24 protein-coding genes are annotated in these 22,657 nt (G+C 62.3%); 18 read left to right on the top strand and 6 right to left on the bottom strand.

Translation table 11 applies throughout. The features are described from left to right. Positions 1-15: 15 nt before the first annotated feature. From ruvX to gshB, 4 genes are all read right to left on the bottom strand, one after another. Positions 16-453, bottom strand: a complete 438-nt coding sequence (gene ruvX, locus BOP96_RS03045; RefSeq protein ID WP_003195067.1) for a Holliday junction resolvase RuvX — start codon at positions 451-453, stop codon at positions 16-18. Next, complete coding sequence (locus tag BOP96_RS03040) at positions 453-1,022, bottom strand: YqgE/AlgH family protein (RefSeq protein ID WP_019817750.1); 570 nt, start codon at positions 1,020-1,022, stop codon at positions 453-455. Before BOP96_RS03040 ends, ruvX begins: the two co-directional genes overlap by 1 nt. A gap of 173 nt (positions 1,023-1,195) precedes the next feature. Then, a complete protein-coding gene (locus tag BOP96_RS03035; RefSeq protein WP_014720322.1) occupies positions 1,196-2,101 on the bottom strand; it encodes an energy transducer TonB in 906 nt (301 codons plus the stop codon). Positions 2,102-2,178: 77 nt separating this feature from the next. Next, positions 2,179-3,132, bottom strand: coding sequence for a glutathione synthase (gshB, locus tag BOP96_RS03030; protein WP_020301918.1), 954 nt, complete (start codon positions 3,130-3,132; stop codon positions 2,179-2,181). Between the two features lie 239 nt (positions 3,133-3,371). On the opposite strand from gshB, the gene pilG reads away from it, so the two are divergent. From pilG to BOP96_RS02985, 9 genes are all read left to right on the top strand, one after another. Continuing rightward, a complete protein-coding gene (gene pilG / locus BOP96_RS03025; protein WP_014720321.1) occupies positions 3,372-3,779 on the top strand; it encodes a twitching motility response regulator PilG in 408 nt (135 codons plus the stop codon). A gap of 46 nt (positions 3,780-3,825) precedes the next feature. After that, complete coding sequence (pilH, locus tag BOP96_RS03020) at positions 3,826-4,191, top strand: twitching motility response regulator PilH (protein ID WP_014720320.1); 366 nt, start codon at positions 3,826-3,828, stop codon at positions 4,189-4,191. Between the two features lie 11 nt (positions 4,192-4,202). Then, positions 4,203-4,727, top strand: a complete 525-nt coding sequence (locus BOP96_RS03015; protein ID WP_020301917.1) for a chemotaxis protein CheW — start codon at positions 4,203-4,205, stop codon at positions 4,725-4,727. After that, positions 4,724-6,775, top strand: coding sequence for a methyl-accepting chemotaxis protein (locus BOP96_RS03010; protein ID WP_020301916.1), 2,052 nt, complete (start codon positions 4,724-4,726; stop codon positions 6,773-6,775). The genes BOP96_RS03015 and BOP96_RS03010 overlap by 4 nt, the downstream gene beginning before the upstream one ends. 175 nt (positions 6,776-6,950) lie before the next feature. Then, positions 6,951-12,770, top strand: coding sequence for an Hpt domain-containing protein (locus BOP96_RS03005; RefSeq protein WP_073451797.1), 5,820 nt, complete (start codon positions 6,951-6,953; stop codon positions 12,768-12,770). Beyond that, complete coding sequence (locus BOP96_RS03000; RefSeq protein ID WP_003195048.1) at positions 12,763-13,218, top strand: chemotaxis protein CheW; 456 nt, start codon at positions 12,763-12,765, stop codon at positions 13,216-13,218. Before BOP96_RS03005 ends, BOP96_RS03000 begins: the two co-directional genes overlap by 8 nt. Before the next feature lie 289 nt (positions 13,219-13,507). Next, the gene (locus BOP96_RS02995; protein WP_044269533.1) at positions 13,508-13,891 is read left to right on the top strand and encodes a polymorphic toxin type 44 domain-containing protein; all 384 of its coding nucleotides are present in this window, start codon (positions 13,508-13,510) and stop codon (positions 13,889-13,891) included. Further along, on the top strand, positions 13,869-14,288 hold the full coding sequence (locus BOP96_RS02990; protein ID WP_060766835.1) for a hypothetical protein: 420 nt from the start codon (positions 13,869-13,871) through the stop codon (positions 14,286-14,288). The genes BOP96_RS02995 and BOP96_RS02990 overlap by 23 nt, the downstream gene beginning before the upstream one ends. 198 nt (positions 14,289-14,486) lie before the next feature. After that, on the top strand, positions 14,487-14,726 hold the full coding sequence (locus tag BOP96_RS02985; protein WP_060766834.1) for a DUF6124 family protein: 240 nt from the start codon (positions 14,487-14,489) through the stop codon (positions 14,724-14,726). Between the two features lie 115 nt (positions 14,727-14,841). Here BOP96_RS02985 and BOP96_RS02980 read toward each other — a convergent pair whose 3' ends face one another. Together BOP96_RS02980 and BOP96_RS02975 are read right to left on the bottom strand one after the other, a co-directional pair. After that, positions 14,842-15,129, bottom strand: coding sequence for a HigA family addiction module antitoxin (locus tag BOP96_RS02980; protein WP_020301914.1), 288 nt, complete (start codon positions 15,127-15,129; stop codon positions 14,842-14,844). A gap of 14 nt (positions 15,130-15,143) precedes the next feature. Further along, a complete protein-coding gene (locus tag BOP96_RS02975; protein WP_056783018.1) occupies positions 15,144-15,422 on the bottom strand; it encodes a type II toxin-antitoxin system RelE/ParE family toxin in 279 nt (92 codons plus the stop codon). 377 nt (positions 15,423-15,799) lie between these two features. On the opposite strand from BOP96_RS02975, the gene BOP96_RS02970 reads away from it, so the two are divergent. The 9 genes from BOP96_RS02970 (at position 15,800) to madL (ending at position 22,654) form a co-directional block, all read left to right on the top strand. Beyond that, the gene (locus tag BOP96_RS02970) at positions 15,800-16,036 is read left to right on the top strand and encodes a DUF6124 family protein (protein WP_073451795.1); all 237 of its coding nucleotides are present in this window, start codon (positions 15,800-15,802) and stop codon (positions 16,034-16,036) included. Between the two features lie 266 nt (positions 16,037-16,302). Further along, positions 16,303-17,973: a malonate decarboxylase subunit alpha gene (gene mdcA, locus BOP96_RS02965; RefSeq protein ID WP_073451793.1), complete on the top strand. Its 1,671-nt coding sequence runs from the start codon at positions 16,303-16,305 to the stop codon at positions 17,971-17,973. Next, complete coding sequence (locus tag BOP96_RS02960) at positions 17,974-18,807, top strand: triphosphoribosyl-dephospho-CoA synthase (protein ID WP_032902286.1); 834 nt, start codon at positions 17,974-17,976, stop codon at positions 18,805-18,807. It abuts the gene before it with no gap. Further along, a complete protein-coding gene (locus BOP96_RS02955; RefSeq protein WP_014720312.1) occupies positions 18,807-19,106 on the top strand; it encodes a malonate decarboxylase subunit delta in 300 nt (99 codons plus the stop codon). The genes BOP96_RS02960 and BOP96_RS02955 overlap by 1 nt, the downstream gene beginning before the upstream one ends. Next, positions 19,099-19,941, top strand: a complete 843-nt coding sequence (locus BOP96_RS02950; RefSeq protein WP_014720311.1) for a biotin-independent malonate decarboxylase subunit beta — start codon at positions 19,099-19,101, stop codon at positions 19,939-19,941. The genes BOP96_RS02955 and BOP96_RS02950 overlap by 8 nt, the downstream gene beginning before the upstream one ends. After that, on the top strand, positions 19,938-20,708 hold the full coding sequence (mdcE, locus tag BOP96_RS02945; RefSeq protein ID WP_038451835.1) for a biotin-independent malonate decarboxylase subunit gamma: 771 nt from the start codon (positions 19,938-19,940) through the stop codon (positions 20,706-20,708). Before BOP96_RS02950 ends, mdcE begins: the two co-directional genes overlap by 4 nt. Next, positions 20,702-21,298 carry a malonate decarboxylase holo-ACP synthase gene (locus BOP96_RS02940; RefSeq protein ID WP_019817743.1) on the top strand — a complete coding sequence of 199 codons (597 nt, stop codon included), beginning with the start codon at positions 20,702-20,704 and terminating at the stop codon, positions 21,296-21,298. Before mdcE ends, BOP96_RS02940 begins: the two co-directional genes overlap by 7 nt. Further along, positions 21,295-22,194 (top strand): malonate decarboxylase subunit epsilon, encoded by a 900-nt coding sequence (mdcH, locus tag BOP96_RS02935; RefSeq protein WP_058410813.1) that lies wholly within the window; start codon positions 21,295-21,297, stop codon positions 22,192-22,194. The genes BOP96_RS02940 and mdcH overlap by 4 nt, the downstream gene beginning before the upstream one ends. 67 nt (positions 22,195-22,261) lie before the next feature. Next, the gene (madL, locus tag BOP96_RS02930; RefSeq protein WP_019817741.1) at positions 22,262-22,654 is read left to right on the top strand and encodes a malonate transporter subunit MadL; all 393 of its coding nucleotides are present in this window, start codon (positions 22,262-22,264) and stop codon (positions 22,652-22,654) included. Positions 22,655-22,657: the final 3 nt, after the last annotated feature.

Genomic DNA, 22,657 nt, shown 5'->3' with positions numbered 1-22,657 from the left:
CAGGATCGCGGCGGGTCAGGATTCAAATAAAGCGGTGTTTTCATCCAGCCAGCCCTGCAACAGCAAGGCCGCGGCGATAGCGTCTACCGGGTTGTCGCGGTAACTGCCCTTTTGCCCGCCACGGTCGCGGCGCTCTCCCTTGGCTTCGAAGGTGGTGAGGCGTTCGTCGTGGGTATAGAACGGCAGGTTGTAGCGGCCATTGAGGCGGCGCGCGAACTTCTCGGCGCGCAGGCACATGTCACTGGGGGTGCCATCCATGTTCAGGGGCAGGCCGACCACCACCGCGTCAGGCTTCCACTCTTTAATCAGGGCTTCGACCTGGTTCCAGTCCGGCACGCCATTCTGGGCCTTGAGGGTGCACAGCTCGCGGGCCTGGCCGGTGATGACCTGGCCAACCGCTACGCCGATCTGTTTGGTGCCGTAGTCAAAACCGAGGATCAGACGCAAAGCCATCAGGCGTGCCCCGCCTGGCTGGTCAGCAGGCTGAGGTTGACCCGCAGCTTGGCTGCTGCCGCTTCCAGGCGCAATTCGCTGGCGGTGTTGAACAAAATATCAGCGTCGAACGGGCAGGTCAGCCAGGCATTGCTGGCCAGTTCGGCCTCCAGTTGCCCGGCTTCCCAACCGGCGTAGCCCAGGGTGATCACACTCTGCTCGGGGCCGATGCCGTCGGCGATGGCGAACAGCACATCCTGGGATGTGGACAGTGACACCCCATCAAGGTCTACCGTGGCCTGGAACGTCGGCCCGGTGGGGTGCAGTACAAAACCGCGATCGGTCTGCACCGGCCCGCCGAAGTAGATCGGTACGCCCTGGCAGCGCGCTGGCGGGTCGATTTCCGGGCGCAGTTGCTCAAGGATATCGGCCAGGTTCAGCTCCTGCGGGCGGTTGACCACCAACCCCATGGCACCATTGGCCGTGTGCTCGACGATGTAGGTCAAGGTCTGCGCAAAGTTCGGGTCGGCCATATGGGGCATGGCGATCAGGAATTGGTGCTTGAGGTAAGTCGGGCTGACGTTTTTCATGTCCGCTAGTGTGGCGTTGGAGGGACGAACTGACAAGTGCGGGCGCGAGCCTGGTCGCTGATCGTTCCCATGCTTTGCGTCGGAATGCATCCCGGGGCGCTCCGCGTCCCAAGAGCAGACGCAGAGCGTCCATGGCGGCATTCCCACGCGGAGCGTGGGAACGATCTGTGCGATCAGTTGCTGGACAACCGGTCGCCCTTGGCGAACCGCCAGGTGCGGATGATTTCCAGGCGGTCCACGTCGTTCAAGTCGCCGCTGAACGGCGCAAAGGGCGCGGCCAGGCGCACGATGCGTTGCGCGGCCTGGTCCAGCAGCGGCTGGCCGGAGGACTCCAGCACCTGCACTTCATACAGCGAGCCGTCACGGTTGATCGACACCAGCAAGCGCAAGTTGCCATAAATCTGCTGGCGCCGTGCCTCGTCCGGGTAGTTGAGGTTGCCGATGCGTTCGACCTTCTTGCGCCACTCGTCCTTATACCAGGCGCCTTTGTCGCGCATGGTCGAGGCCGCGTTCAGGCGGTAGATGCGCGGGCGCTTGGCATACAGCTGTTGTTCATGGGCCAGTTCGGCTTCGAGGCTGGAAATTTCGTCGGACAGCGTCGAACTGTCGAACGTCGGCGCAGGTTTCACTGGCTCGGGCTTGGGTTCGGTCTTGGCCTTTTCGCGCTGGGTCGGGGCTTTTTGCGGCTTGGGCGCGACGGTGGCTACCGCAGCCTTGGGCGTGGCCTGCTTGACCTCGGGCTTTGGCGCCGGCGGTGGGGTGACCTTCTTGACCTGGTTGTCGTGGAAGGGCGCCACTTCGGTGGTCTTGGGCACGGCTTTCTTGTCGAGGGTGCCGCTGCCTTGCTGGTTTTCCTGGGCGAGAAAGTCAGCCTTTTCGGGCTTCTTTTCGCTCTTGAACGTAGCAAGTGTGATTTCCAGGGTCTTGGTGATCTGCTTGGGTTCCACCAGGGTGAACCCCACGCCCAGGAGCAGGGCGAGGTGAATCAGCGCAGCGAGAAACAGGGTAAAACCGAGACGATCAGCCGGGCGCACGCCGCTATGGGTGAATTCGGGGGGCAGATCGGACGGGAGTGTCATGACAAGAAAACCAACATCGCGCGTTTCACAGGTGGCGCATGATAACGCAATGTTGGTATGTGTCCGGCTGTTCTATGTCACTTGGCTTTTAGCTTGCGCTCAATGGCGGCCATCAGCATTTCGCCGATGTTCGTACCAAATGCATTGTCGATCTCGCGAATACAGGTCGGGCTGGTGACGTTGATTTCAGTGAGGTTCTCACCAATTACGTCCAGTCCGACAAACAGCAGGCCTTTTTCCCGCAGGGTCGGACCGACTTGAGCGGCGATCCAGCGGTCCTTGTCCGACAACGGCCGCGCTTCACCGCGACCACCGGCGGCCAGGTTGCCACGGGTCTCGCCGGCTGCCGGGATGCGCGCCAGGCAGTAATCCACCGGCTCGCCGTCGATCATCAGGATGCGCTTGTCACCGTCCTTGATCGCCGGCAGGTAGGCCTGGCCCATGATCTGCTGGGTGCCCAGGGCGGTCAGGGTTTCGAGGATCACCGACAGGTTCGGGTCGCCGGCGCGGTGACGGAAGATCGAGGTGCCGCCCATGCCGTCCAGCGGCTTGAGGATCACGTCGCCATGCTTGGCGGCGAATTCACGCAGTACATCGGCGCGGCGGCTGACCACGGTCGGTGGTGTGCACTGCGGGAACAGGGTGGCGAACAGCTTTTCATTGCAGTCACGCAGGCTTTGCGGCTTGTTGACGATCAACACGCCGGCCCGTTCGGCTTGCTCCAGCAGGTAGGTGGAGTACACAAATTCCATGTCGAACGGCGGATCCTTACGCATCAGGATCACGTCGAGGTCGCTAAGGGGGCTGTCGATTTCGTCAGAAAGCTCGAACCACTTCTCGGGGTTGGCGAACACCTGCAGCGGGCGCATGCGTGCGCGGGCCTCGCCTTCACCCTGGTAAAGGTCGCGCTGCTCCATATAGAACAAGGTCCAGCCGCGGGCCTGGGCGGCCAGGAGCATGGCCAGCGAACTGTCCTTTTTATAGGAAATGCTGGCGATAGGGTCCATGACAATGCCGACGCGAACGCTCATGGGGGATTTCCTCTAGCAAATTGGGGCGCATAAAAGTGGCGTCAGAGTGGCGCTGCGGCTGTTGTGGGTCAAGGAAAAACCACTGGGTGGGTGCCTCGATAGATTGCGCTTGGAGACTGTGCTAAAAAGGCTGGCACGGCGCAGCAGCCCTTGAATTCCAAGGCTTGCGGCGTTCATCCTGTGCAACATCAGGCAGTACACACCGAAAACCGATTCGCTGTGGCGATGGTAGAGCAGATATGGAACAGCATTCCAACGCCTTGAAGGTGATGGTGATCGACGATTCGAAAACGATCCGCCGCACCGCCGAGACGCTGTTGAAGAACATGGGGTGCGAGGTCATCACGGCGATCGACGGTTTCGACGCCCTGGCTCGTATTGTCGATCATCACCCGCACATTATCTTTGTCGACATCATGATGCCGCGCCTGGATGGCTACCAGACCTGCGCCCTGGTGAAGAACAACCCGGCGTTCAAGTCGATCCCGGTGATCATGCTGTCCTCCAAGGACGGCCTGTTCGACAAGGCCAAGGGGCGCATCGTGGGTGTCGATCAATTTTTGACCAAGCCTTTCAGCAAGGAAGAACTGCTGGGGGCGATCAAGGCCTATGTGCCTGGGTTCGCCGCAGTAGAACAAGCACACTGACGCCGCCTCACGAGGGCCGGCGCCGACCAATGTAGCGGGGAAAACCATGGCACGTGTTCTGATCGTCGACGATTCGCCGACTGAAATGTACAAACTCACCGGCATGCTGGAAAAGCATGGCCACCAGGTGCTCAAGGCCGAAAACGGCGCGGACGGCGTGGCCCTGGCCCGTCAGGAAAAGCCCGACGCGGTGCTGATGGATATCGTGATGCCCGGCCTCAACGGCTTCCAGGCCACGCGCCAGTTGTCCAAGGAGCCAGAAACCAACGGTATCCCGATTATCATCATCACCACCAAGGACCAGGAAACCGACAAGATCTGGGGCGCACGCCAGGGCGCCAAGGATTACCTGACCAAGCCTGTGGATGAAGAGACCCTGATTGCCACCCTGAACAAGGTGCTGGCCGGCTAAGGCTTGCGATCATGACCGAGTCGCAAACCGCCTTTGAGCTGTTGCTGGACATCGACCGCCGCTGCCGCTTGCTGGCCGCGGACCTGCCGTCCCAGGAAACGCGCCTGCAACGCTGGAGCGGCATCGCCTTCCGCGTAGGGCCAAACGCCTACGTGGCGCCCATGGGCGAAGTCGCCGAGGTGTTGCATGAGCCGCGCTGCACCTTGATGCCGGGGGTCAAACCCTGGGTCAAGGGCGTGGCCAACCTGCGCGGGCGCTTGCTGCCGGTGATGGACCTGGGCGGTTTCCTGGGCCTTGAGTTGTCCAGGGCGCGCAAGCAACGGCGGGTGCTGGTGGTGGAGTTCAACGACCTGTTTGTCGGGCTGCTGGTAGACGAGGTGGTAGGCATGCAGCATTTCCCATTGGACGCCTGGGTGGCGAGCACCGCCTCGAGCGCCCCGTTTATCCAGGGCCAGTTCGACGGCGAGCCGCAATGGCAAGTCTTCAGCCCCTTCGCCCTGGCCCAGGCCCCTGGCTTCATGGATGTTGCCGCATGAGTACCGCTACCGCGCCCAAACCCCAGGCCGCTTCGCGCAGCCGTTCGCAGATCATCGTGCTGTTTATCGCCTTGATCGTGTTCATCATGTTGCTGTTCGCCAACTTCGCGTACCTCAACACCCAGTCCACCTACGATAAACAGTACATCGGCCACGCCGGTGAGCTGCGCGTGCTGTCCCAGCGCATTGCCAAGAACGCCACCGAGGCCGCTGCCGGGAAAGCGGCGGCGTTCAAGCTGCTGGGCGATGCGCGCAACGATTTTGCCCAGCGCTGGGGTTACCTGAAAAAAGGTGACCCGCAAACTGGCTTGCCGGCGGCGCCCAGTGCGGTGCGCGCCGAAATGCGGGCGGTGCAGACCGACTGGGAGGCGCTGCTCAAAAACACCGACGCCATCCTGGCCAGCGAGCAGACCGTATTGTCGTTGCACCAGGTGGCGGCGACCCTGGCCGAAACCGTGCCGCAACTGCAGATCGAGTCGGAAAAGGTCGTGGATATCCTGCTGCAACGCGGCGCCCCGGCCAGCCAAGTTGCCTTGGCCCAACGCCAGTCGCTGCTGGCCGAACGTATCCTGGGGGCGGTCAACACGGTGCTGGCGGGGGATGAAACCGCCGTGCAGGCCGCCGATGCCTTTGGCCGCGATGCCAACCGTTTTGGCGTGGTGCTCAATGGCATGCTTAACGGCAACCCGGGCCTGCGTATCACCCAGGTCGAAGACCCGGACGCCCGTGCGCGGCTGGCGGACATCGCCGAGCTGTTCGAATTTGTCTCCGGCTCCGTGGATGAAATTCTCGAGACCTCGCCACAGTTGTTCCAGGTGCGCGCCTCGGCGAGCAATATTTTTAACCTGTCGCAAACCTTGCTCGATGAAGCCTCGCACCTGGCCACGGGTTTTGAAAACCTCGCCAGCGGGCGCAGCTTCGACACCATCGGTGGTTACGTGCTGGGCTTGCTGGCGCTGGCCTCGATCATCCTGATCGGCCTGGTCATGGTGCGCGAGACCAACCGCCAACTGCATGAAACCGCGCAGAAGAACGAGCGCAACCAGAACGCGATCATGCGCCTGCTGGATGAAATCGAAGACCTGGCCGACGGCGACCTTACCGTCACCGCCTCGGTCACCGAAGACTTCACTGGCACCATCGCAGACTCCATCAACTATTCCGTGGACCAACTGCGCGACCTGGTCGCCACCATCAACCTCACTGCCGGGCAGGTCGCCGGTGCGGTGCAGGACACCCAGGCCACCGCCATGCACCTGGCCCAGGCATCGGAGCATCAGGCCCAGCAGATTGCCGAAGCGTCCACGGCGATCAACCAGATGGCGCAGTCCATTGACCAGGTATCGGCCAACGCGGCCGAATCCTCGGCGGTAGCTGAACGTTCGGTAGAGATCGCCAACAAAGGCAACGAGGTGGTGCACAACACCATCCACGGCATGGACAACATTCGCGAGCAGATCCAGGACACCGCCAAGCGCATCAAGCGTTTGGGCGAGTCGTCCCAGGAAATTGGCGACATCATCAGCCTGATCGACGATATCGCCGACCAGACCAATATCCTCGCCCTCAATGCCGCGATCCAGGCCAGCATGGCCGGTGACGCCGGGCGCGGTTTTGCGGTGGTGGCCGATGAAGTGCAACGGTTGGCCGAACGCTCCTCGGCGGCCACCCGGCAGATCGAAACCCTGGTGCGCACCATCCAGGCCGACACCAACGAAGCGGTGATATCCATGGAACAGACCACCACGGAAGTGGTGCGCGGCGCGCGCCTGGCCCAGGACGCCGGGGTGGCGCTGGAAGAGATCGAAGGCGTGTCCAAAACCCTGGCGGCGCTGATCCAGAGTATTTCCAACGCGGCGCAGCAACAGACCTCATCGGCGGGGCAGATTTCCCTGACCATGAACGTGATCCAGCAGATCACCACCCAGACGTCGTCGGGTTCCACCGCCACCGCCGAAAGCATTGGTAACCTGGCGAAGATGGCCAGCCAGTTGCGCAGGTCAGTATCGGGTTTCACCTTGCCGCCGCCCAAGCAGGTCGATGATTGAAATACGACCTGAAGAACACCACAGTCCAACTGTGGGAGCTGGCTTGCCTGCGATAGCGGTCTGTCAGATACAGATATAGTGCTGACCCACCGCTATCGCAGGCAAGCCAGCTCCCACATCGGATCTCCATTGTTTGTGAGATACCAGCAACTCATGAATTCTAAGCGGAGCAGTTATGGTTGATCGGCACGACTACGTGGCCCTCGAATGGGTCAAGGGCGATATTGCCGAAACCCTGAAACAGGCCCGGTCGGCGCTGGACGCGTACGTTGAAACCCTTGACGACGACGCCCTCAACCAATGCCTGGCCGGTATCCACCAGGTGCATGGCGCGCTGCAAATGGTCGAGTTCTACGGCGCGGCGCTGCTGGCCGAAGAGATCGAAGAACTGGCCCTTGCGCTCCAGGCCGGGCACGTCGGCCAGCGCGATGAAAGTATCCGCCTGCTGCAACAAGCCCTCGGCCAATTGCCGCTGTACCTCGACCGCGTGCACAGTGCCCGCCGCGACCTGCCACTGGTGGTGCTGCCGCTGCTCAACGACCTGCGCAGCGCCCGTGGTGAAAGCCTGCTATCGGAAACCAGCCTGTTCAGCCCGCAACTGCTGTCGATCGAGCCGTTGCCTGAGCAAGCCCTGGCCCAACGGGCCACGCCGGATCTGCATGAGCAGTTGCGCCAATGGCGCCACCTGCTGCAACAAGCCCTCGCCGGGTTGCTGCGTGAAGACCACGGCCCCAGCAACCTGGAAGACATGGCGCGGGTGTTCGCACGCCTTGAAGCGCTGTGCCAGGGTGCGCCGCTGCTGCCGTTGTGGCAGGTCACCTCGGCGCTGGTCGAAGGCATGCTCACCGGCGTGGTCGCCAACAGCCCGGCGCTGCGCAGCCTGCTCAAGGCCAGCGACAAGCAACTCAAGCGCTTGCTGGTTCAAGGCATCAATGGCATCAACCAGCCGGCGCCGGACGACTTGCTCAAGAGCCTGCTGTTCTACGTCGCCAAAGTCACCCGGCCGACGCCGCGCATGCAAAGCCTGAAGGAACGCTACGGCTTGGACGAAGCCTTGCCCGACAGCGCCGTGGTCGACGCTGAACGTGCACGGCTGGCCGGGCCGGATCGCAATGCCATGGGCTCGGTGCTCGGCGCGTTGTGTGAGGAGCTGGTGCGGGTCAAGGAGCGCCTGGATCTGTTCGTGCGCAGTGATCGCCAGCACACCCAGGACCTCGACCCCTTGCTGGCGCCGCTGCGGCAGATCGCCGATACCCTTGCGGTACTGGGTTTCGGCCAGCCGCGCAAAGTGATCATCGACCAACTCGCTGTGGTGTTGAGCCTGGTCCAGGGGCAGCGCGAACCCAATGACGCGGTGTTGATGGATGTGGCCGGTGCGTTGCTGTATGTCGAAGCGACGTTGGCCGGGATGATCAGCACTGTCGAACCGCAAAGCCGTGAAGACAGCCGCTTGCCCACCACCGACCTGACCCAGATCCATCAGTTGGTGATTCGTGAGTCGTGCCAGTGCCTGCGCCAAGCCAAGGAACTGGTGATCGACTGCATTGAGGCTGATTGGGATCGTCAGCGCCTGGAGTCCTTGCCCGAGCTGCTGAGCCAGGTACGTGGTGCCCTGGCGATGATTCCCTTGCCGCGTGCGGCGAGCCTGATGCGCGGTTGCACCGACTACGTCGATGAGCAGTTGATGGTCAATGAAGCCGCCCCTTCGGCGACACAACTGGCGCATTTTGCCGAGGTGGTCAGTAGCCTGGAGTACTACCTCGAACGCATGCTTCAAGACCCTGACGCGGCAGGGGAAAAAGTGCTGGAGTTGGCCACCCAGGGCTTGAATGCATTGGGCTACCTGCCGGTGGAAAAACCCTGGCGTCAGGCCCTGGTCGCGCCCGAGGGGGCACTGTCCTCCGAGGCCGTATCAAACCAATCCCAATTCGATGCCTTGGCCAGCCCTGCATCACGTCTCAACCCTCCGGCCTTGCAGCGTCCAGGCAGCCTGTTGCCGCCGCCGGCCGGCGAGGAACCGATTGACGATGAATTGCGCGAAGTCTTCCTTGAAGAAACCGATGAAGTCCTCGACGTGTTGCATCGCTACCTGCCCGACAGCGCGGACAAAGCCGCCCAGGGCGAAATGCGCCGGGCTTTCCATACCCTCAAGGGCAGCGGCCGCATGGTGCGCGCCCTGGTGCTGGCCGAGCTGGCCTGGGCCGTGGAGAACCTGCTCAATCGCGTGCTGGAACGCAGCTTAGTCCTTGGCCCTGAGGTGCAGCAGGTGTTGGATGAGACTGTGGCCCTGCTGCCGGAGCTGATCGCCGATTTTGCCAGCGACGATCAACGCCAGCGCGATGAAGCCGACGCCTTGGCCGCCCGTGCCCATGCCCTGGCCAGTGGCGCTGCAACGTCGACCACCGAGCCCCATGACCCAATGCTGCTGGAGATCTTCCGCAACGAAGCCCAGGGCCATCTGGACAGCCTCGGCCACTTCCTGCAACAGGCCGCCGAGCAGGTGCCGCTGCAGGTCAGCGATGAACTGCAACGCGCCTTGCACACCCTCAAGGGCAGCGCCTACATGGCTGGCGTGTTGCCCATCGCCGAGCTGGCGCGCCCGCTGGATCACCTCACCCGTGAGTACAAGGCCCACCGCCTGCCGCTGGACAAGGACGAAGTGGCGTTGTTGCTTGAGGCACAGGGGCTGTTCCAGCGCGGGGTGCGTGACCTGGACAACAATCCCCTGGCACCGATCCACGGTGCGGCCAGCGTGATCAGCCGCACCCAACACCTGCTGGAGCATCAACTTGCCGCCTTGCTCGACGCGCCCACGACCGGCCTGCGCGTCAAGCGTGACCCGCACTTGATCACCAACTTCCTGGCCCAGGGCATGGACATCCTGCTCGACGCCGAAAGCCTGCTGCGCCGCTGGCAGCAGCACCCCGGCGACCGTCAGGAGCTCACGGCATTGCTGGACGAGCTGACTACGTTGGGCGAGGGCGCTCACCTTGCCGACCTGCACCCTATCGACGCGTTGTGCGAGGCCTTGCTCGACCTGTATGGCGCGGTAGAAGAAAGCAGCCTGGCGGTCAGCGCCCGGTTCTTCCACGAGGCTGAACAGGCCCACGACGCGCTGATCAACATGCTCGACCAGTTGGCCGCCGGCCAGGAAATCAGCCCCGCGCCCGCACGTCTGCAGGCGTTGCGCGAGTTGCTGGACGAAGCCTTGGACCCGTCCGCCACGGGCCTGATCAAAAGCGACGGCAGCCGCGCCCTGAGTATCTCCGAGTTGGGCGCGGCTACTGCGCAGTTGGATCACGCCACCGCGATGGACGACGAGATTGTCGAGATCTTTCTTGAAGAGGCCGTAGACATCCTCGACAGCGCCGGGCAGTCGCTCAAGCGCTGGTTGCTGGAACCCGAAAACGCCGCGCCCTTGTCCTCGTTGCAGCGGGACCTGCACACCCTCAAGGGCGGCGCACGCATGGCCGAAATCGACCCGGTGGGCGACTTGGCCCATGAGTTCGAATGCGTTTATGAGGGGCTGGTGGATCGCCGCTACAGTTATTCCGTGGAGCTGTCCCAGGCACTGATGGCCAGCCACGAACGCTTGGCCCAACAGTTGGACGAACTGCAACAGCAGCAACCCTTGAGTGACGGCGTCGAGCTGGTCGAAAGGTTGCGGGAGTTGCGCCAGGCCAGCAGCCCGGCAGCGCCGGCTGCGGTGGCAGCCGCCTCGGGTGCCGACCCGGAATTGCTGGATATCTTCCTCGAAGAAGCCACCGATATCCTCGACAGCTCAGGCAGCGCGTTAGTGCGCTGGCAGGGCGAGCCGGGCAATCGCCAGGAAGTGGAAACCCTGCTGCGGGACCTGCACACCCTCAAGGGCGGTGCGCGCATGGTCGAGATCGGGCCAATCGGCGATCTGGCCCATGAGCTGGAATTTCTTTACGAAGGGCTGTCCGCCGGTTTGCTCGCGCCGACCCCTGAGTTGTTCGCACTGCTGCAAGGCTGCCATGACCGCCTGGCGCAGATGATCGACGCCGTGGCCGAGGGTCTGCCGGTGGGTTCGGTGGATAAACTCATCGAGCGCATCAAGAGCCTGGTGCACCCCAGTGATGAGCCGGTCACACCGGTGGCGCTGCCGGCTGGCAAGGCCGAAGCGGTCGCCGATCCGGCTGCCGACATGGTGAAAATCTCTGCCGACTTGCTCGATGACCTGGTCAACCTCGCCGGCGAAACCTCGATCTTCCGTGGACGTATCGAGCAGCAAGTCAAGGATGCGCGCATTGCCTTGAGTGAGATGGAAACCACCATCGAGCGCATGCGCGACCAGCTGCGCCGGCTCGACAGCGAAACCCAGGGCCGCCTCCTGAGCCGCCAGCAAGCCGAGGCCGAACGCCTGGGCTACGAAGAATTCGATCCGCTGGAAATGGACCGCCATTCGCAGCTGCAACAGTTGGCCCGTGCGCTGTCCGAATCTGCCTCCGACCTGCTCGACCTCAAGGACACCCTTGAGCGCCGCAACCAGGATGCCCACAACCTGCTGCAGCAACAGGCGCGTATCAACACCGAGTTGCAGGAAGGCCTGATGCGCACGCGCATGGTGCCTTTCGAGCGCATGTTGCCACGCCTCAAGCGCATCGTGCGGCAAGTGGCGGGCGAGTTGGGCAAGGACGTGGAGTTTATCGTCGGCAATGCCGAAGGCGAGATGGACCGCAATGTGCTGGAGCGCATGGCGGCACCCTTGGAGCATATGCTGCGCAACGCCGTCGACCACGGCCTGGAGTCGCGCGAAGTGCGGCTGGCGGCGGGCAAACCGGAGAAGGGCCGCATCACCCTGGACCTGACCCACGAAGGCGGCGACATCGTCTTCGACATGCGCGACGACGGCGCCGGCGTGCCCCTTGAAGCGGTGCGACGCAAGGCGATCAAGCGCGGCCTGCTCGCGCCCCATCAAGAGATCAGCGACCGTGACGTGTTGCAGTTCATCCTGCAGCCGGGCTTTTCCACCGCCGAAAAAATCACCCAGATTTCCGGGCGCGGCGTGGGCATGGACGTGGTGCATGAAGAAGTGCGCCAGCTCGGCGGCTCCATGGTGATCGACTCGACGCCGGGCATGGGCGTGCATTTTCGCATTCGCCTGCCGTTTACCGTGTCGGTCAATCGTGCGCTGATGGTGCACTGCGCGGACGACCAATACGCGATTCCCCTCAACACCATCGAAGGCCTGGTGCGCGTGCTGCCCCACGAGTTGGCGGGGCACTACCAGCAAGACCCGGCGCACTATGAATATGGCGGCCAGCGCTACGAGTTGTTCTACCTCGGCGACCTGCTGCACACCGCCAGCCGCCCGAAACTGCTGGGCCAGTACCAGCCTGTGCCGGTGCTGCTGGTGCATTGCAATGAACGCCGCGTGGCGGTGCACGTGGATGCCATGGCCGGTACCCGCGAGATCGTGGTCAAGGGCCTGGGGCCGCAATTCTCCGGGGTGCAGGGCGTGACCGGCGCGACCATCCTGGGCGACGGCCATGTGGTGCTGATCATCGACCTGCTGGCGCACATCCGCGCTCGGCAACCGGCCTTGCCGGCCCAGGCAGTGGATGCGCCGCTGGTCCTCAACGACCCACTGAAAAAACGCCCGCTGCTGGTGCTGGTGGTGGACGACTCGGTCACCGTGCGCAAAGTCACCAGCCGCCTGCTGGAGCGCAACGGCATGAACGTGCTCACCGCCAAGGACGGTATCGACGCCCTCGCCATCCTGGAAGAACACACCCCGGACCTGATGCTGCTCGACATCGAAATGCCGCGCATGGACGGCTTCGAAGTGGCCATTCAGATACGCAACGACCCACGCCTGATGCGCTTGCCGATCATCATGATCACCTCACGCACCGGCCAGAAACACCGCGACCGCGCCATGGCCATTGGCGTCAACGACTACCTCGGCAAGCCGTACCAAGAGTCGGTGCTGCTGGAGAGCATCGCCTACTGGAGCAAGTCCCATGCTTGAGCACCGCACCAGCCAACTCACCGGCCTGCTGCTGCCCCTGGCCGACCGCCACCTGGTGCTGCCCAACGTCGCCGTCGCCGAGCTGATCGACTTCCAGCGCGGCGAACCGGCCAGCGATGCGCCGCCGTGGTATCTGCGGCAGGTCACGTGGCGCGATCGACAGATTCCGCTGATCAGCTTTGAAGCGGCCTGCGGCGAAGCCAGCATGACGGGCGAACGCTCGCGCATCGTGGTGTTGAATGCACTGGGCGGGCGGCCGACCTTGAAGTTCATTGCTCTGGTGATCCAGGGCATTCCCCGCTCGTACAAGCTCGATAGCGAATTGAGCTACGTGGACGTGCCCCTGTGCCCGCTGGAACTGGCGGCGGTGCAAGTGGGCGAGCAGGTGGCGAAGGTGCCCGATTTGATGGGGCTTGAAGCGCTGCTGGTAGAGTCCGGCCTGGCCTGACTGATCGTGACTGATCGTTCCCACGCTCCGCGTGGGAATGCCGCCGGGGACGCTCCGCGTCCCGCCAGTCAGCACAAGGGTGACGCAGAGCGTCACAGGATGCATTCCCACGCGGAGCGTGGGAACGATCATAAATCATAGGCACTTTGCATCGACAACCATTACTGGGCGATATGTCGGAATAGGATGGAGTTGCTGTAGGCGAGTTCTGAATTGGGAATAGGCGGGTTTTCAGGCCGCAGTGGAGTGGCTAGTTTCTGCACTCCTCACTGCCAGCAAGGACTCGCAAATGGCCGTACCGTTAATGCCGCCCGGTGTTTCAATTCTTGAAAACATGGCGATCTCCAACTGCAAGCGCATTCATCTCAAGCCCGGCTCGGCATTCGCCTATTCCTGGTTTTACTCCCAGGTCCGTGCGGCCGGCCCTTGGAACTACAAGAAGCAGGGGCGTCAGTACGAAGCTTTTGGTAACTTCAATTACGGTGCCACGGGCACGGTTCTGGGCATTCCCGAAAATGTGTTGCTGCGAGCCGCCGGTGTGGCTCAAACCGTCGCCAGAACGACTCGTCCGGATTTTGGATCATGGTGGGGCGGTGAGCCTTTTGGTGATGACCCACGGGACCAATATTGGATAAGAAGAGGTATCGAATATGCCATTTCGCAAGGTCACTAAACGCCTCATACCTGTTCTGCGTAATTGCCTGCTTGTGATCTGCCTGATCTATATCGGCGGCAGTTGGGTCCTGTCGCCCGGAACACCGGACCTGGATGAAGTGGTGTTGAAGCATTCCCTGGGCAACGGTATGTCGATCTATGGTGCGCGAGATGGCCAAGGTGGCGCGACGGTGGGGTTTTCCTACAGGTATTACGTGCATAAGGATTTGGGAAGTGATCAGGAAATACTCAGCGCATTAGTGTCGGCCCCTCCTTTTCTCAAAACAAAAGAGCCCGATGTTCAAGTCAATAATGAGGGTGGTGCCCTGCAGCTGGTTATTCAGGGAGAAGTGTATGAGTACCACAGCTATGCGCTGGAGGGCCTGGGGAAGGTCAAGGTGATGATGGTGTTGTGATGGGCTAGTGCTCAGACTTTTCCTGCAAGCGGGCCTTTTTTATGTCTGCCGTACTCGTTATGACAGCTGTGCGTGGGAGAATCTTCGGAATCTGCCGGGGTCCGATATGCCCGGTCTTGCACACCTGCGCACGGCTGCCACCTTATCTGCGTGCAAGCGAAAGAGGGCAGCCTCCATCACATATCGGAGCTGTAAATCATGGTCAAACCTACGCCCAATCCACCCCTCTTCACCGTAAAAGTCCACCAACACACCGAAACCTTACTGGTCAATGCCAGCGAAACCCTGTCCTCGCTCAATGCGCTCACCTGCAACCTGGCCTTCGACCTGGACACTTCCCAGCACGCCTTCATGCTGAGGATCCAGCAAATGGCAGAGTTGGGGCAGTTGTTGGTCGATAGAGCGCTGGAGCAAGTCAGCCGGTCGCCAGCAACTTGAAACGGTCCCAAAAAGGGGCTGATCGTTCCCTCTTTGGGACAGCCACCTAACCAACACCACCGACCAATGTGGGAGCAGGCAAGCGCCCACAACGAGCTGCGCTCATCTCTAGGTCTCAATCAATCCGCGCAAACCGTTCAATCACTGGCTGCTCCCGGTGCTCGGCCTGCCATAAGTCATAAGCACTTTGCATCGACAACCATAACTGGGCGGTACTCACGCCCGCGCGCTCCAACCGAACGGCAAGATCCGGGCTGACCGGGGCGTGGCCATGCAAGATCCTTGAAAAAGTCTCACGGGCGAAACCCAGGCGTCTCGCCATCTCGGTGATGGTGATGCCCAAGGCAGGGATCACATCTTCAAGCAGGATCTCACCTGGGTGAGGTGGATTGTGCATACCCATATCGATGCCTCTACTCAGTGGTAGTCAAGATAGTCGACTAGTTCGACCTGATCGTCGAACATCCGAAAAATAATGCGCCAGTTACCACTTATGCTGACGGACCAGTAGTCAAGCAGGTCGCCCTTCAAACGATGGAAGCGCCAGCCGGGCAGGTCCAGTGCATCTGGGTGCTCGGCTTTGTCCAGAATGAGCAGAACGCGGCGCAAGCGCTTTGCATGATTTGCGTTGATGCCTCTGGTTGAACCGGTCTCATAGAAGGCCCTGAGTCCCTTATGTTTCCAGCTAACGATCATGGCATGATTGTGATGTGATGCATCACGCTCTGCAATGGCCTTGCATCGGGTTTAACGGTCGGATTCATGATGTCTGCCCGTGGCACGATTCGGATGGAAAAGGCTAGAGAGGCGAGTTCCGAGCAACAACCTGAAAAGCCTGTCGGAGCATTCTTTGCTGCCTATCGGAAGGATGATGGTGGAGGTGGACTTAGGATTTTTCCCGAAAGATTTTGGGCTATGCATGAACTTGTGGTGAGAGGTCCGCACGCCTAGTCTTCGCTCCGTCATCGCAAAAAACGGTGACACGGACGTGCAAGTCCGAGAAACCTGTTTAGGCGCACAAAACGCCTAGAACCAAAGGCGTTCCTTAATGAGACATTCAGGAACCGCATACCATGTCGAACTCCTCCTCATCCAACCTCTTCACCGTAAACCCGCATCAAGACACCGAAACCCTGCTGGTCAACGCCAGCGAAACCCTGTCCTCCCTCAACGCACTCACCTGCAACCTAGCCTTCGACCTGGACACTTCCCAGCGCGCCATCATGCTGGGGATTCAGCAAATGGCCGAGCTGGGTCAGTTGCTGGTCGATAGAGCACTGGAGCAAATCAGCCAGTCGCCAGCAACTTGAAACGGTCCCAAAAAGGGACTGATCGTTCCCTCTTTGGGACCGCTATCTAACCAACACCACCGACCCATGTGGGAGCTGGCTTGCCTGCGATAGCGGCCTGTCAGTCAACATCTCAGTAGCTGACCTACAGCTATCGCAGGCAAGCCAGCTCCCACAGTTTGATCTTCGTTACTCCAGGCGTAACGGTTCGTCCTCCAGCTTGATTGATGCCTTTGCGCTTCACTCCTAAGGTTAGCCCCACGACAGCAACCCCCCGTGGAGCGACCATGACAACAACCATCACCCCCGACTCGCGCTGGACGCGGCGGCGCGACGAGAAGCAGCGGCGGCTCGGGCTGGTCAAACAGTATGCAGACGGGGCGGTGTTGCCCAGTGACAAGATCGTCGAGGCCCTTGAAGCCCTGATCCTCCCCGGCGACCGCGTGGTGCTGGAGGGCAACAACCAGAAGCAGGCCGACTTCCTTTCGCGCTCCCTGGCCAAGGCCGACCCGGCCAAGCTCCACGATTTGCACATGATCATGCCCAGTGTCGGGCGTTCCGAGCACTTGGACCTGTTTGAAAAGGGCATCGCTCGCAAGCTCGATTTCTCCTTCGCCGGCACCCAATCCCTGCGCATCAGCCAGTTGCTGGAAGACGGCCTGCTGGAAATCGGCGCGATCCACACCTACATCGAACTTTACGCCCGGCTGGTGGTGGACCTGATCCCCAACGTGGTGCTTTCTGCCGGCTTCATGGCTGACCGCGCCGGCAATATCTACACCGGCGCCAGCACCGAAGACACCCCGGCGCTGATCGAACCCGCTGCCTTCAGCGATGGCATCGTCATCGTGCAGGTCAACCAGTTGGTGGACGACGTTACCGACTTGCCTCGCGTCGACATTCCCGCCAGTTGGGCGGATTTCGTGGTGGTGGCCGACAAGCCGTTCTACATCGAGCCGCTGTTCACCCGCGACCCACGCCATATCAAGCCGGTGCATGTGTTGATGGCGATGATGGCGATCCGTGGCATCTACGAAAAACACAATGTGCAGTCGCTCAACCATGGCATCGGCTTCAACACTGCTGCCATCGAATTGATCCTGCCCACCTACGGCGAATCCCTGGGTCTGAAAGGCAAGATCTGCCGCAACTGGACACTCAACCCGCACCCCACATTGATCCCGGCGATTGAAAGCGGTTGGGTGGAGAGTGTGCATTGCTTCGGCACCGAACTGGGCATGGAAAACTACATTGCCGCACGCCCGGATGTGTTCTTCACCGGCCGCGATGGCTCCATGCGCTCCAACCGCATGTTCTGCCAACTCGCCGGCCAATACGCCGTGGACCTGTTTATCGGCGCCACCCTGCAAGTCGATGGCGACGGGCATTCCAGCACCGTGACCCGTGGCCGCCTCGCCGGTTTCGGTGGCGCGCCGAACATGGGCCACGACCCACGGGGCCGCCGTCATGGCACACCGGCCTGGCTGGATATGCGCCACGACGATGCGCCTGAGGCCTTGCTTGAACGCGGCAAAAAACTCGTGGTGCAAATGGTCGAGACCTTCCAGGAAGGCGGCAAACCGACCTTTGTCGACACCTTGGACGCAGTGGAAGTGGCCCGCAAAAGCGGCATGCCCCTGGCGCCCATCATGATCTACGGCGACGACGTCACCCACTTGCTCACCGAAGAAGGCATCGCCTACCTGTACAAGGCGCGCTCCCTGGAAGAACGCCAGGCAATGATCGCCGCCGTCGCCGGGGTGACCGCCATCGGTATGCGCCACAACCCCAAGGACACTGCGCGTATGCGCCGCGAAGGCTTGATTGCCTTGCCCGAAGACTTGGGTATTCGCCGCACCGACGCCACCCGCGAGTTGTTGGCCGCCAAGAGCGTGGCCGACCTGGTGGACTGGTCTGGTGCCCTCTACAACCCGCCCGCCAAATTCAGGAGCTGGTAAATGCGCGCGCTCAAACAGCATGAACTGAGCCTGGCCGATCGCCTGGCGGATATGGCCGTGGATGCGCTGATCGACGAAGCGGATTTGTCGCCCAAACCCGCTCTGGTAGACCGGCGCGGCAACGGCGCCCACAGCGATTTGCACCTGGGGCTGATGCACGCCTCGGCGCTGTCGCTGTGGCCGATGTTCAAGGAAATGGCCGAGGCCGCGCTCGACATCGGCGAAGTCGGCCTGCCCCTGCGCGAGGCGCTCGGGCGTATTGGCCGGGAAGGCGAGCAGGCCATGCTCGCCACCACCCAGGGCGTGAACACCCATCGCGGTGCGATCTGGGCGCTGGGGTTGCTCACCGCTGCGGTGGCCTTGGAACCGCGTGCCATAACCCTGACCGCCGCCAAGCTGGCCCTGCTCAACGACCGCTTCGCCCCGCAGCCCATGAGCCATGGGGCCCAGGTTGCGCAGCGCTACGGCGCACGCGGTGCCCGTGAAGAAGCCCAGCTCGGCTTCCCTTCGGTGATTCAACGCGGCCTGCCGCAACTGCACAAGAGCCGCCGCGAAAACGCCGGTGAGCAGAACGCCCGCCTGGATGCTTTGCTGGCGATCATGACGGACCTGGCAGACACCTGCGTGCTTTACCGCGCCGGTACCGAAGGCCTGGCCACCATGCAACAGGGCGCCCAAGCCGTGCTCGACGCCGGTGGCAGCGCAACCCTGGCCGGACGCCGCCAACTGCATGAGCTGGACCTGCAACTGCTGGCCTTGAATGCCTCCCCCGGCGGCGCCGCCGACCTGTTGGCCGCCTGCCTGTTTATCGACCGCCTCGACGGAGCGTTGTGATGGAAACCTTGTCCTTTGAATTCCCCGCCGGGCAGCCCCCCAAAGGCCGTGCGCTGGTGGGTTGCGTCGGCTCGGGCGACTTGGAAGTGCTGCTGGAGCCGGGCACGCCCGGCACCTTGACCATCCAGGTGCAAACCTCGGTCAATGGCGCGCAGCAACGCTGGCAGCACCTGTTCGAACGCATCTTCCAGGAGCAGACGCCGCCGGCCCTGAACATTGATATCCACGACTTCGGTGCCACGCCCGGTGTGGTGCGCTTGCGCCTGGAGCAAGGTTTCGAGGAGATCGGCCATGACTGACCTACTCGCTAAACACAGCTTTGTGGAACTCGGTGCCCGCCAGCGCGCCAAGGCGCTGTTGGATGCAGGCACCTTCCGCGAGTTGATCGACCCGTTCCAGCGGGTCATGTCGCCGTGGCTCAGCCGCCAAGGCGTGGTGTCCCAGGCCGATGACGGTGTGGTGATCGCCAAGGGCAGCATCGGCGCCAAGCCTGTGGTGATTGCCGCGATCGAAGGCAATTTCCAGGGCGGCAGCCTGGGTGAAGTTGGCGGCGCAAAAATCGCGGGCGCCTTGGAGCTGGCCGCCGAAGACAACCGCAACGGCATCCCCACCTGCGCCGTGTTGCTGTTGGAAACCGGTGGGGTGCGCTTGCAGGAAGCCAACCTGGGCCTGGCCGCCATTGCCGACATTCACGCGGCGATTGTCGACCTGCGCCAGTATCAGCCAGTGATCGGCGTGGTGGCCGGCAGTGTCGGTTGCTTTGGGGGCATGTCCATTGCGGCTGGCTTGTGCAGCTACCTGGTGGTCACTCGCGAAGCACGCCTGGGCTTGAATGGCCCCCAGGTGATTGAGCAGGAGGCTGGCCTGGAGGAATACGACTCCCGTGACCGCCCCTTTATCTGGAGCCTTACCGGTGGCGAGCAACGCTTCAACAGCGGCTTGGCCGACCGTTATGTGGCGGACGATGTGGCGCAGATCCAGCAGACCGTCAGCACACTGTTGCAGCAAGGTGTACCCGCACAACCGCGTAGCCGGCGCGCTGATTTTTACCTGGCACGCCTGGCCGAACTGGACGCGAGCGCGCAAATCGAGCCGGCCACTGTTCGCGCGCTGTATGAGGGAGAACGCTCATGAGAGGCTTGCAGTGGTTCAACGCGTTGAGCGCCAACGCAACGCCGGTGGAAGGTTTGCCGGGCTCATTGAAAGTGGCGGATGGAGTATTGGGTGAACAGGCGGTGCGCTATATCGCCGTGGTTCCCGACCCGCACAACCGCTTCCCCCGCGCCCGCAATGGCGAAGTCGGCCTGCTGGAAGGCTGGGGCTTGGCCAAGGTGGTGGACGAAGCCATCGCCCGGGGTGACAAGCGTCCTATCATCGCTATCGTCGACGTACCCAGCCAAGCCTATGGCCGCCGCGAAGAAGCCCTGGGCATTCATCAGGCCCTGGCCGCCGCGGCTGACAGCTACGCACGCGCTCGGCTTGCCGGCCACCCGGTGATCGCCCTGCTGGTGGGCAAGGCCATGTCGGGGGCGTTCCTCGCCCACGGCTACCAGGCCAATCGCCTGATTGCCCTGCGCGACCCCGGCGTGATGGTGCATGCCATGGGCAAAGCCTCGGCCGCCCGGGTGACCTTGCGCAGCGTCGAAGAATTGGAAACCCTGGCCGCCAGCGTGCCGCCGATGGCCTATGACATCGACAGCTATGCCAGCCTGGGATTGCTGTGGGAGACGTTGTCAGTCACCCGGATTGAACAACCCACGGCGGATGACGTGGCGCGGGTCAGCGATTGCCTGGTGCAGGCGGTCAAGGATATCGGCAGTACCGACTTGAGTTCACGCCTCGGCGCCACCAACCGAGCCGCCTCCAGCCATGTGCGCCAGCTGTTGCGGGAGCAATGGTGAACGCCCACGACTTGCTCTGGGGCATGACCCTGGCGCATCTGCCTGCCGATGCCCCGGTCTGGGTGCGGGAGGCGATCCGTGCCGGGCATCCGGTGGTGGTGCGGCGTGCCATCGCCGAGCCGGACCATGTGGCGGTCGGTGTGCGTGGGCGTTTGCGTGAGCAGCGTTTTGCCGCCCGGATGCCCGTGGCGGCGGTGCATCGGCGGGTGGTACCGCAAGCCTTGCGCGAGGTGCTCTCACCACGGGATTTACCGGCGCTGCGGGCCCTCGATCAACTGCGGCCGGTGCTGGCGCAGCAAGACTGGGGCGTCAGCGGCAGTGCCGGGTTTGAATTGGCCAGTGGCATTGAAGCGCTGCATGCCAACAGTGACCTGGATTTGATTCTGTGCACGCCCAATCCTTTAGGTCGTAGCGAGGCGCAAGCGTTGTTGGCGATCCTGGACACCGCGCCCTGCGCCGTCGACCTGCAACTGCAAACCCCGTTCGGCGCCGTCGCCTTGCGCGAATGGGCCGGGCCCTCACGCCGTGTACTGCTCAAGACCGTCAGCGGTGCGCACCTTGTGCTCGACCCTTGGCAGACCGTGGCATGAGCAGCCTTCTGGTGTTTCCGGGGCAGGGCGCCCAACGCAGCGGCATGCTCCAGGGGTTGCCGGCCGACATTCTGCAAGAGGCCAGTGATGCCCTGGGTGAAGACGTTCGTCTGCTCGACTCGGCGCAGGCGCTGGAATCGACGCGGGCTGTGCAACTGTGCCTGTTGATCGCCGGCGTGGCCCATGCCCGGCAATTGGCGTGCACGCCGGATTATGTGGCGGGCCTGTCCATCGGCGCCTACCCGGCTGCGGTGATCGCCGGCTCCCTGGGTTTTGCTGATGCGATAAAACTGGTCAGCCTGCGTGGCGAGTTGATGCAGCAGGCTTATCCACAGGGCTATGGCATGACCGCGCTGATCGGCCCTGATCTGTCCAGCGTCGAAGCGCTGCTGGCGGATATCCACAACGCGCAAACGCCGGTGTACCTGGCCAATATCAATGCCGATAACCAGACCGTCATCGCCGGCAGCAACGAGGGGATGAAGCGGGTTGCCGAGCGCATCAAAGGCAACGGTGTCGCCAAGCGCTTGGCGGTCAGCGTGCCGTCTCACTGCCCGTTGCTGGAGCAACCCGCCCAGGCTCTGTTCCAAGCCTTCGTCCCACTCAAGGCGCCGCGCATCACTTACCTGAGCAGCACCCGCGCGCGACCTATCCACAACCCCGAACAACTGCGTGACGACCTGGCCTTCAATATGTGCCGCGTTGTCGATTGGCGCGGCACGGTGCAGAGCGCCTACGAGCGCGGTGTGCGCCTGCAAATCGAACTGCCTCCGGGCGCGGTGCTCACCGGTCTGTCACGCCGTGTTTTTGAACAAGGCACGGTTATCGCCTGCGAAGGCGCCCGCCTGGACACCTTGCAGGCCCTGCTGCAAGAGGAGGAGCGCCGCCACCGATAACGCAGTACCCAAGGCTTTCGAAGCACAAAAACAACAATTTCGAACGAGCACTTTGAGGACAACAACCATGATTATCTACGGTGTGGCTTTTTTGGCGTTCTGCACGTTGGCAGGGCTGTTGGTGGGTGAACTGCTGGGCAAGCTGTTGGGTATCCCGGCCAACGTCGGCGGGGTGGGTATTGCCATGCTGCTGTTGATCGGCCTGGGCAGCTACCTGAGCAAACGCGGCCTGTTTACCGGCAAGTCAGAGCAAGGCGTGAGTTTCTGGGCGGCGGTGTATATCCCGATTGTGGTGGCGATGGCTGCCCAGCAAAACGTGTATGGCGCCATCAGCGGTGGGCCTATGGCGATTCTGGCCGGGACCCTCGCCGTGGTGCTCGGCTTTGCCCTGGTGCCCGTGCTGGTGCGTATCGGTAACCGCGAGCCGGTTGCTCCTGTTCCCACCAAAGAAGCCGGGTGATCG

This window comes from Pseudomonas sp. FSL W5-0203, from assembly GCF_001896155.1.
Lineage (GTDB): Bacteria > Pseudomonadota > Gammaproteobacteria > Pseudomonadales > Pseudomonadaceae > Aquipseudomonas > Aquipseudomonas paracarnis.
The sequence above is the reverse complement of the archived record's forward strand: the minus strand, read 5'-3'. Positions and strand labels throughout refer to the sequence as shown.

What these genes read in the sequence shown, in the direction of transcription:
- ruvX (WP_003195067.1), bottom strand. Translation starts at nt 453, where the DNA reads ATGGCTTTGCGTCTGATCCTCGGTTTTGACTACGGCACCAAACAGATC.
- BOP96_RS03040 (WP_019817750.1), bottom strand. Translation starts at nt 1,022, where the DNA reads ATGAAAAACGTCAGCCCGACTTACCTCAAGCACCAATTCCTGATCGCC.
- BOP96_RS03035 (WP_014720322.1), bottom strand. Translation starts at nt 2,101, where the DNA reads ATGACACTCCCGTCCGATCTGCCCCCCGAATTCACCCATAGCGGCGTG.
- gshB (WP_020301918.1), bottom strand. Translation starts at nt 3,132, where the DNA reads ATGAGCGTTCGCGTCGGCATTGTCATGGACCCTATCGCCAGCATTTCC.
- pilG (WP_014720321.1), top strand. Translation starts at nt 3,372, where the DNA reads ATGGAACAGCATTCCAACGCCTTGAAGGTGATGGTGATCGACGATTCG.
- pilH (WP_014720320.1), top strand. Translation starts at nt 3,826, where the DNA reads ATGGCACGTGTTCTGATCGTCGACGATTCGCCGACTGAAATGTACAAA.
- BOP96_RS03015 (WP_020301917.1), top strand. Translation starts at nt 4,203, where the DNA reads ATGACCGAGTCGCAAACCGCCTTTGAGCTGTTGCTGGACATCGACCGC.
- BOP96_RS03010 (WP_020301916.1), top strand. Translation starts at nt 4,724, where the DNA reads ATGAGTACCGCTACCGCGCCCAAACCCCAGGCCGCTTCGCGCAGCCGT.
- BOP96_RS03005 (WP_073451797.1), top strand. Translation starts at nt 6,951, where the DNA reads ATGGTTGATCGGCACGACTACGTGGCCCTCGAATGGGTCAAGGGCGAT.
- BOP96_RS03000 (WP_003195048.1), top strand. Translation starts at nt 12,763, where the DNA reads ATGCTTGAGCACCGCACCAGCCAACTCACCGGCCTGCTGCTGCCCCTG.
- BOP96_RS02995 (WP_044269533.1), top strand. Translation starts at nt 13,508, where the DNA reads ATGGCCGTACCGTTAATGCCGCCCGGTGTTTCAATTCTTGAAAACATG.
- BOP96_RS02990 (WP_060766835.1), top strand. Translation starts at nt 13,869, where the DNA reads ATGCCATTTCGCAAGGTCACTAAACGCCTCATACCTGTTCTGCGTAAT.
- BOP96_RS02985 (WP_060766834.1), top strand. Translation starts at nt 14,487, where the DNA reads ATGGTCAAACCTACGCCCAATCCACCCCTCTTCACCGTAAAAGTCCAC.
- BOP96_RS02980 (WP_020301914.1), bottom strand. Translation starts at nt 15,129, where the DNA reads ATGGGTATGCACAATCCACCTCACCCAGGTGAGATCCTGCTTGAAGAT.
- BOP96_RS02975 (WP_056783018.1), bottom strand. Translation starts at nt 15,422, where the DNA reads ATGATCGTTAGCTGGAAACATAAGGGACTCAGGGCCTTCTATGAGACC.
- BOP96_RS02970 (WP_073451795.1), top strand. Translation starts at nt 15,800, where the DNA reads ATGTCGAACTCCTCCTCATCCAACCTCTTCACCGTAAACCCGCATCAA.
- mdcA (WP_073451793.1), top strand. Translation starts at nt 16,303, where the DNA reads ATGACAACAACCATCACCCCCGACTCGCGCTGGACGCGGCGGCGCGAC.
- BOP96_RS02960 (WP_032902286.1), top strand. Translation starts at nt 17,974, where the DNA reads ATGCGCGCGCTCAAACAGCATGAACTGAGCCTGGCCGATCGCCTGGCG.
- BOP96_RS02955 (WP_014720312.1), top strand. Translation starts at nt 18,807, where the DNA reads ATGGAAACCTTGTCCTTTGAATTCCCCGCCGGGCAGCCCCCCAAAGGC.
- BOP96_RS02950 (WP_014720311.1), top strand. Translation starts at nt 19,099, where the DNA reads ATGACTGACCTACTCGCTAAACACAGCTTTGTGGAACTCGGTGCCCGC.
- mdcE (WP_038451835.1), top strand. Translation starts at nt 19,938, where the DNA reads ATGAGAGGCTTGCAGTGGTTCAACGCGTTGAGCGCCAACGCAACGCCG.
- BOP96_RS02940 (WP_019817743.1), top strand. Translation starts at nt 20,702, where the DNA reads ATGGTGAACGCCCACGACTTGCTCTGGGGCATGACCCTGGCGCATCTG.
- mdcH (WP_058410813.1), top strand. Translation starts at nt 21,295, where the DNA reads ATGAGCAGCCTTCTGGTGTTTCCGGGGCAGGGCGCCCAACGCAGCGGC.
- madL (WP_019817741.1), top strand. Translation starts at nt 22,262, where the DNA reads ATGATTATCTACGGTGTGGCTTTTTTGGCGTTCTGCACGTTGGCAGGG.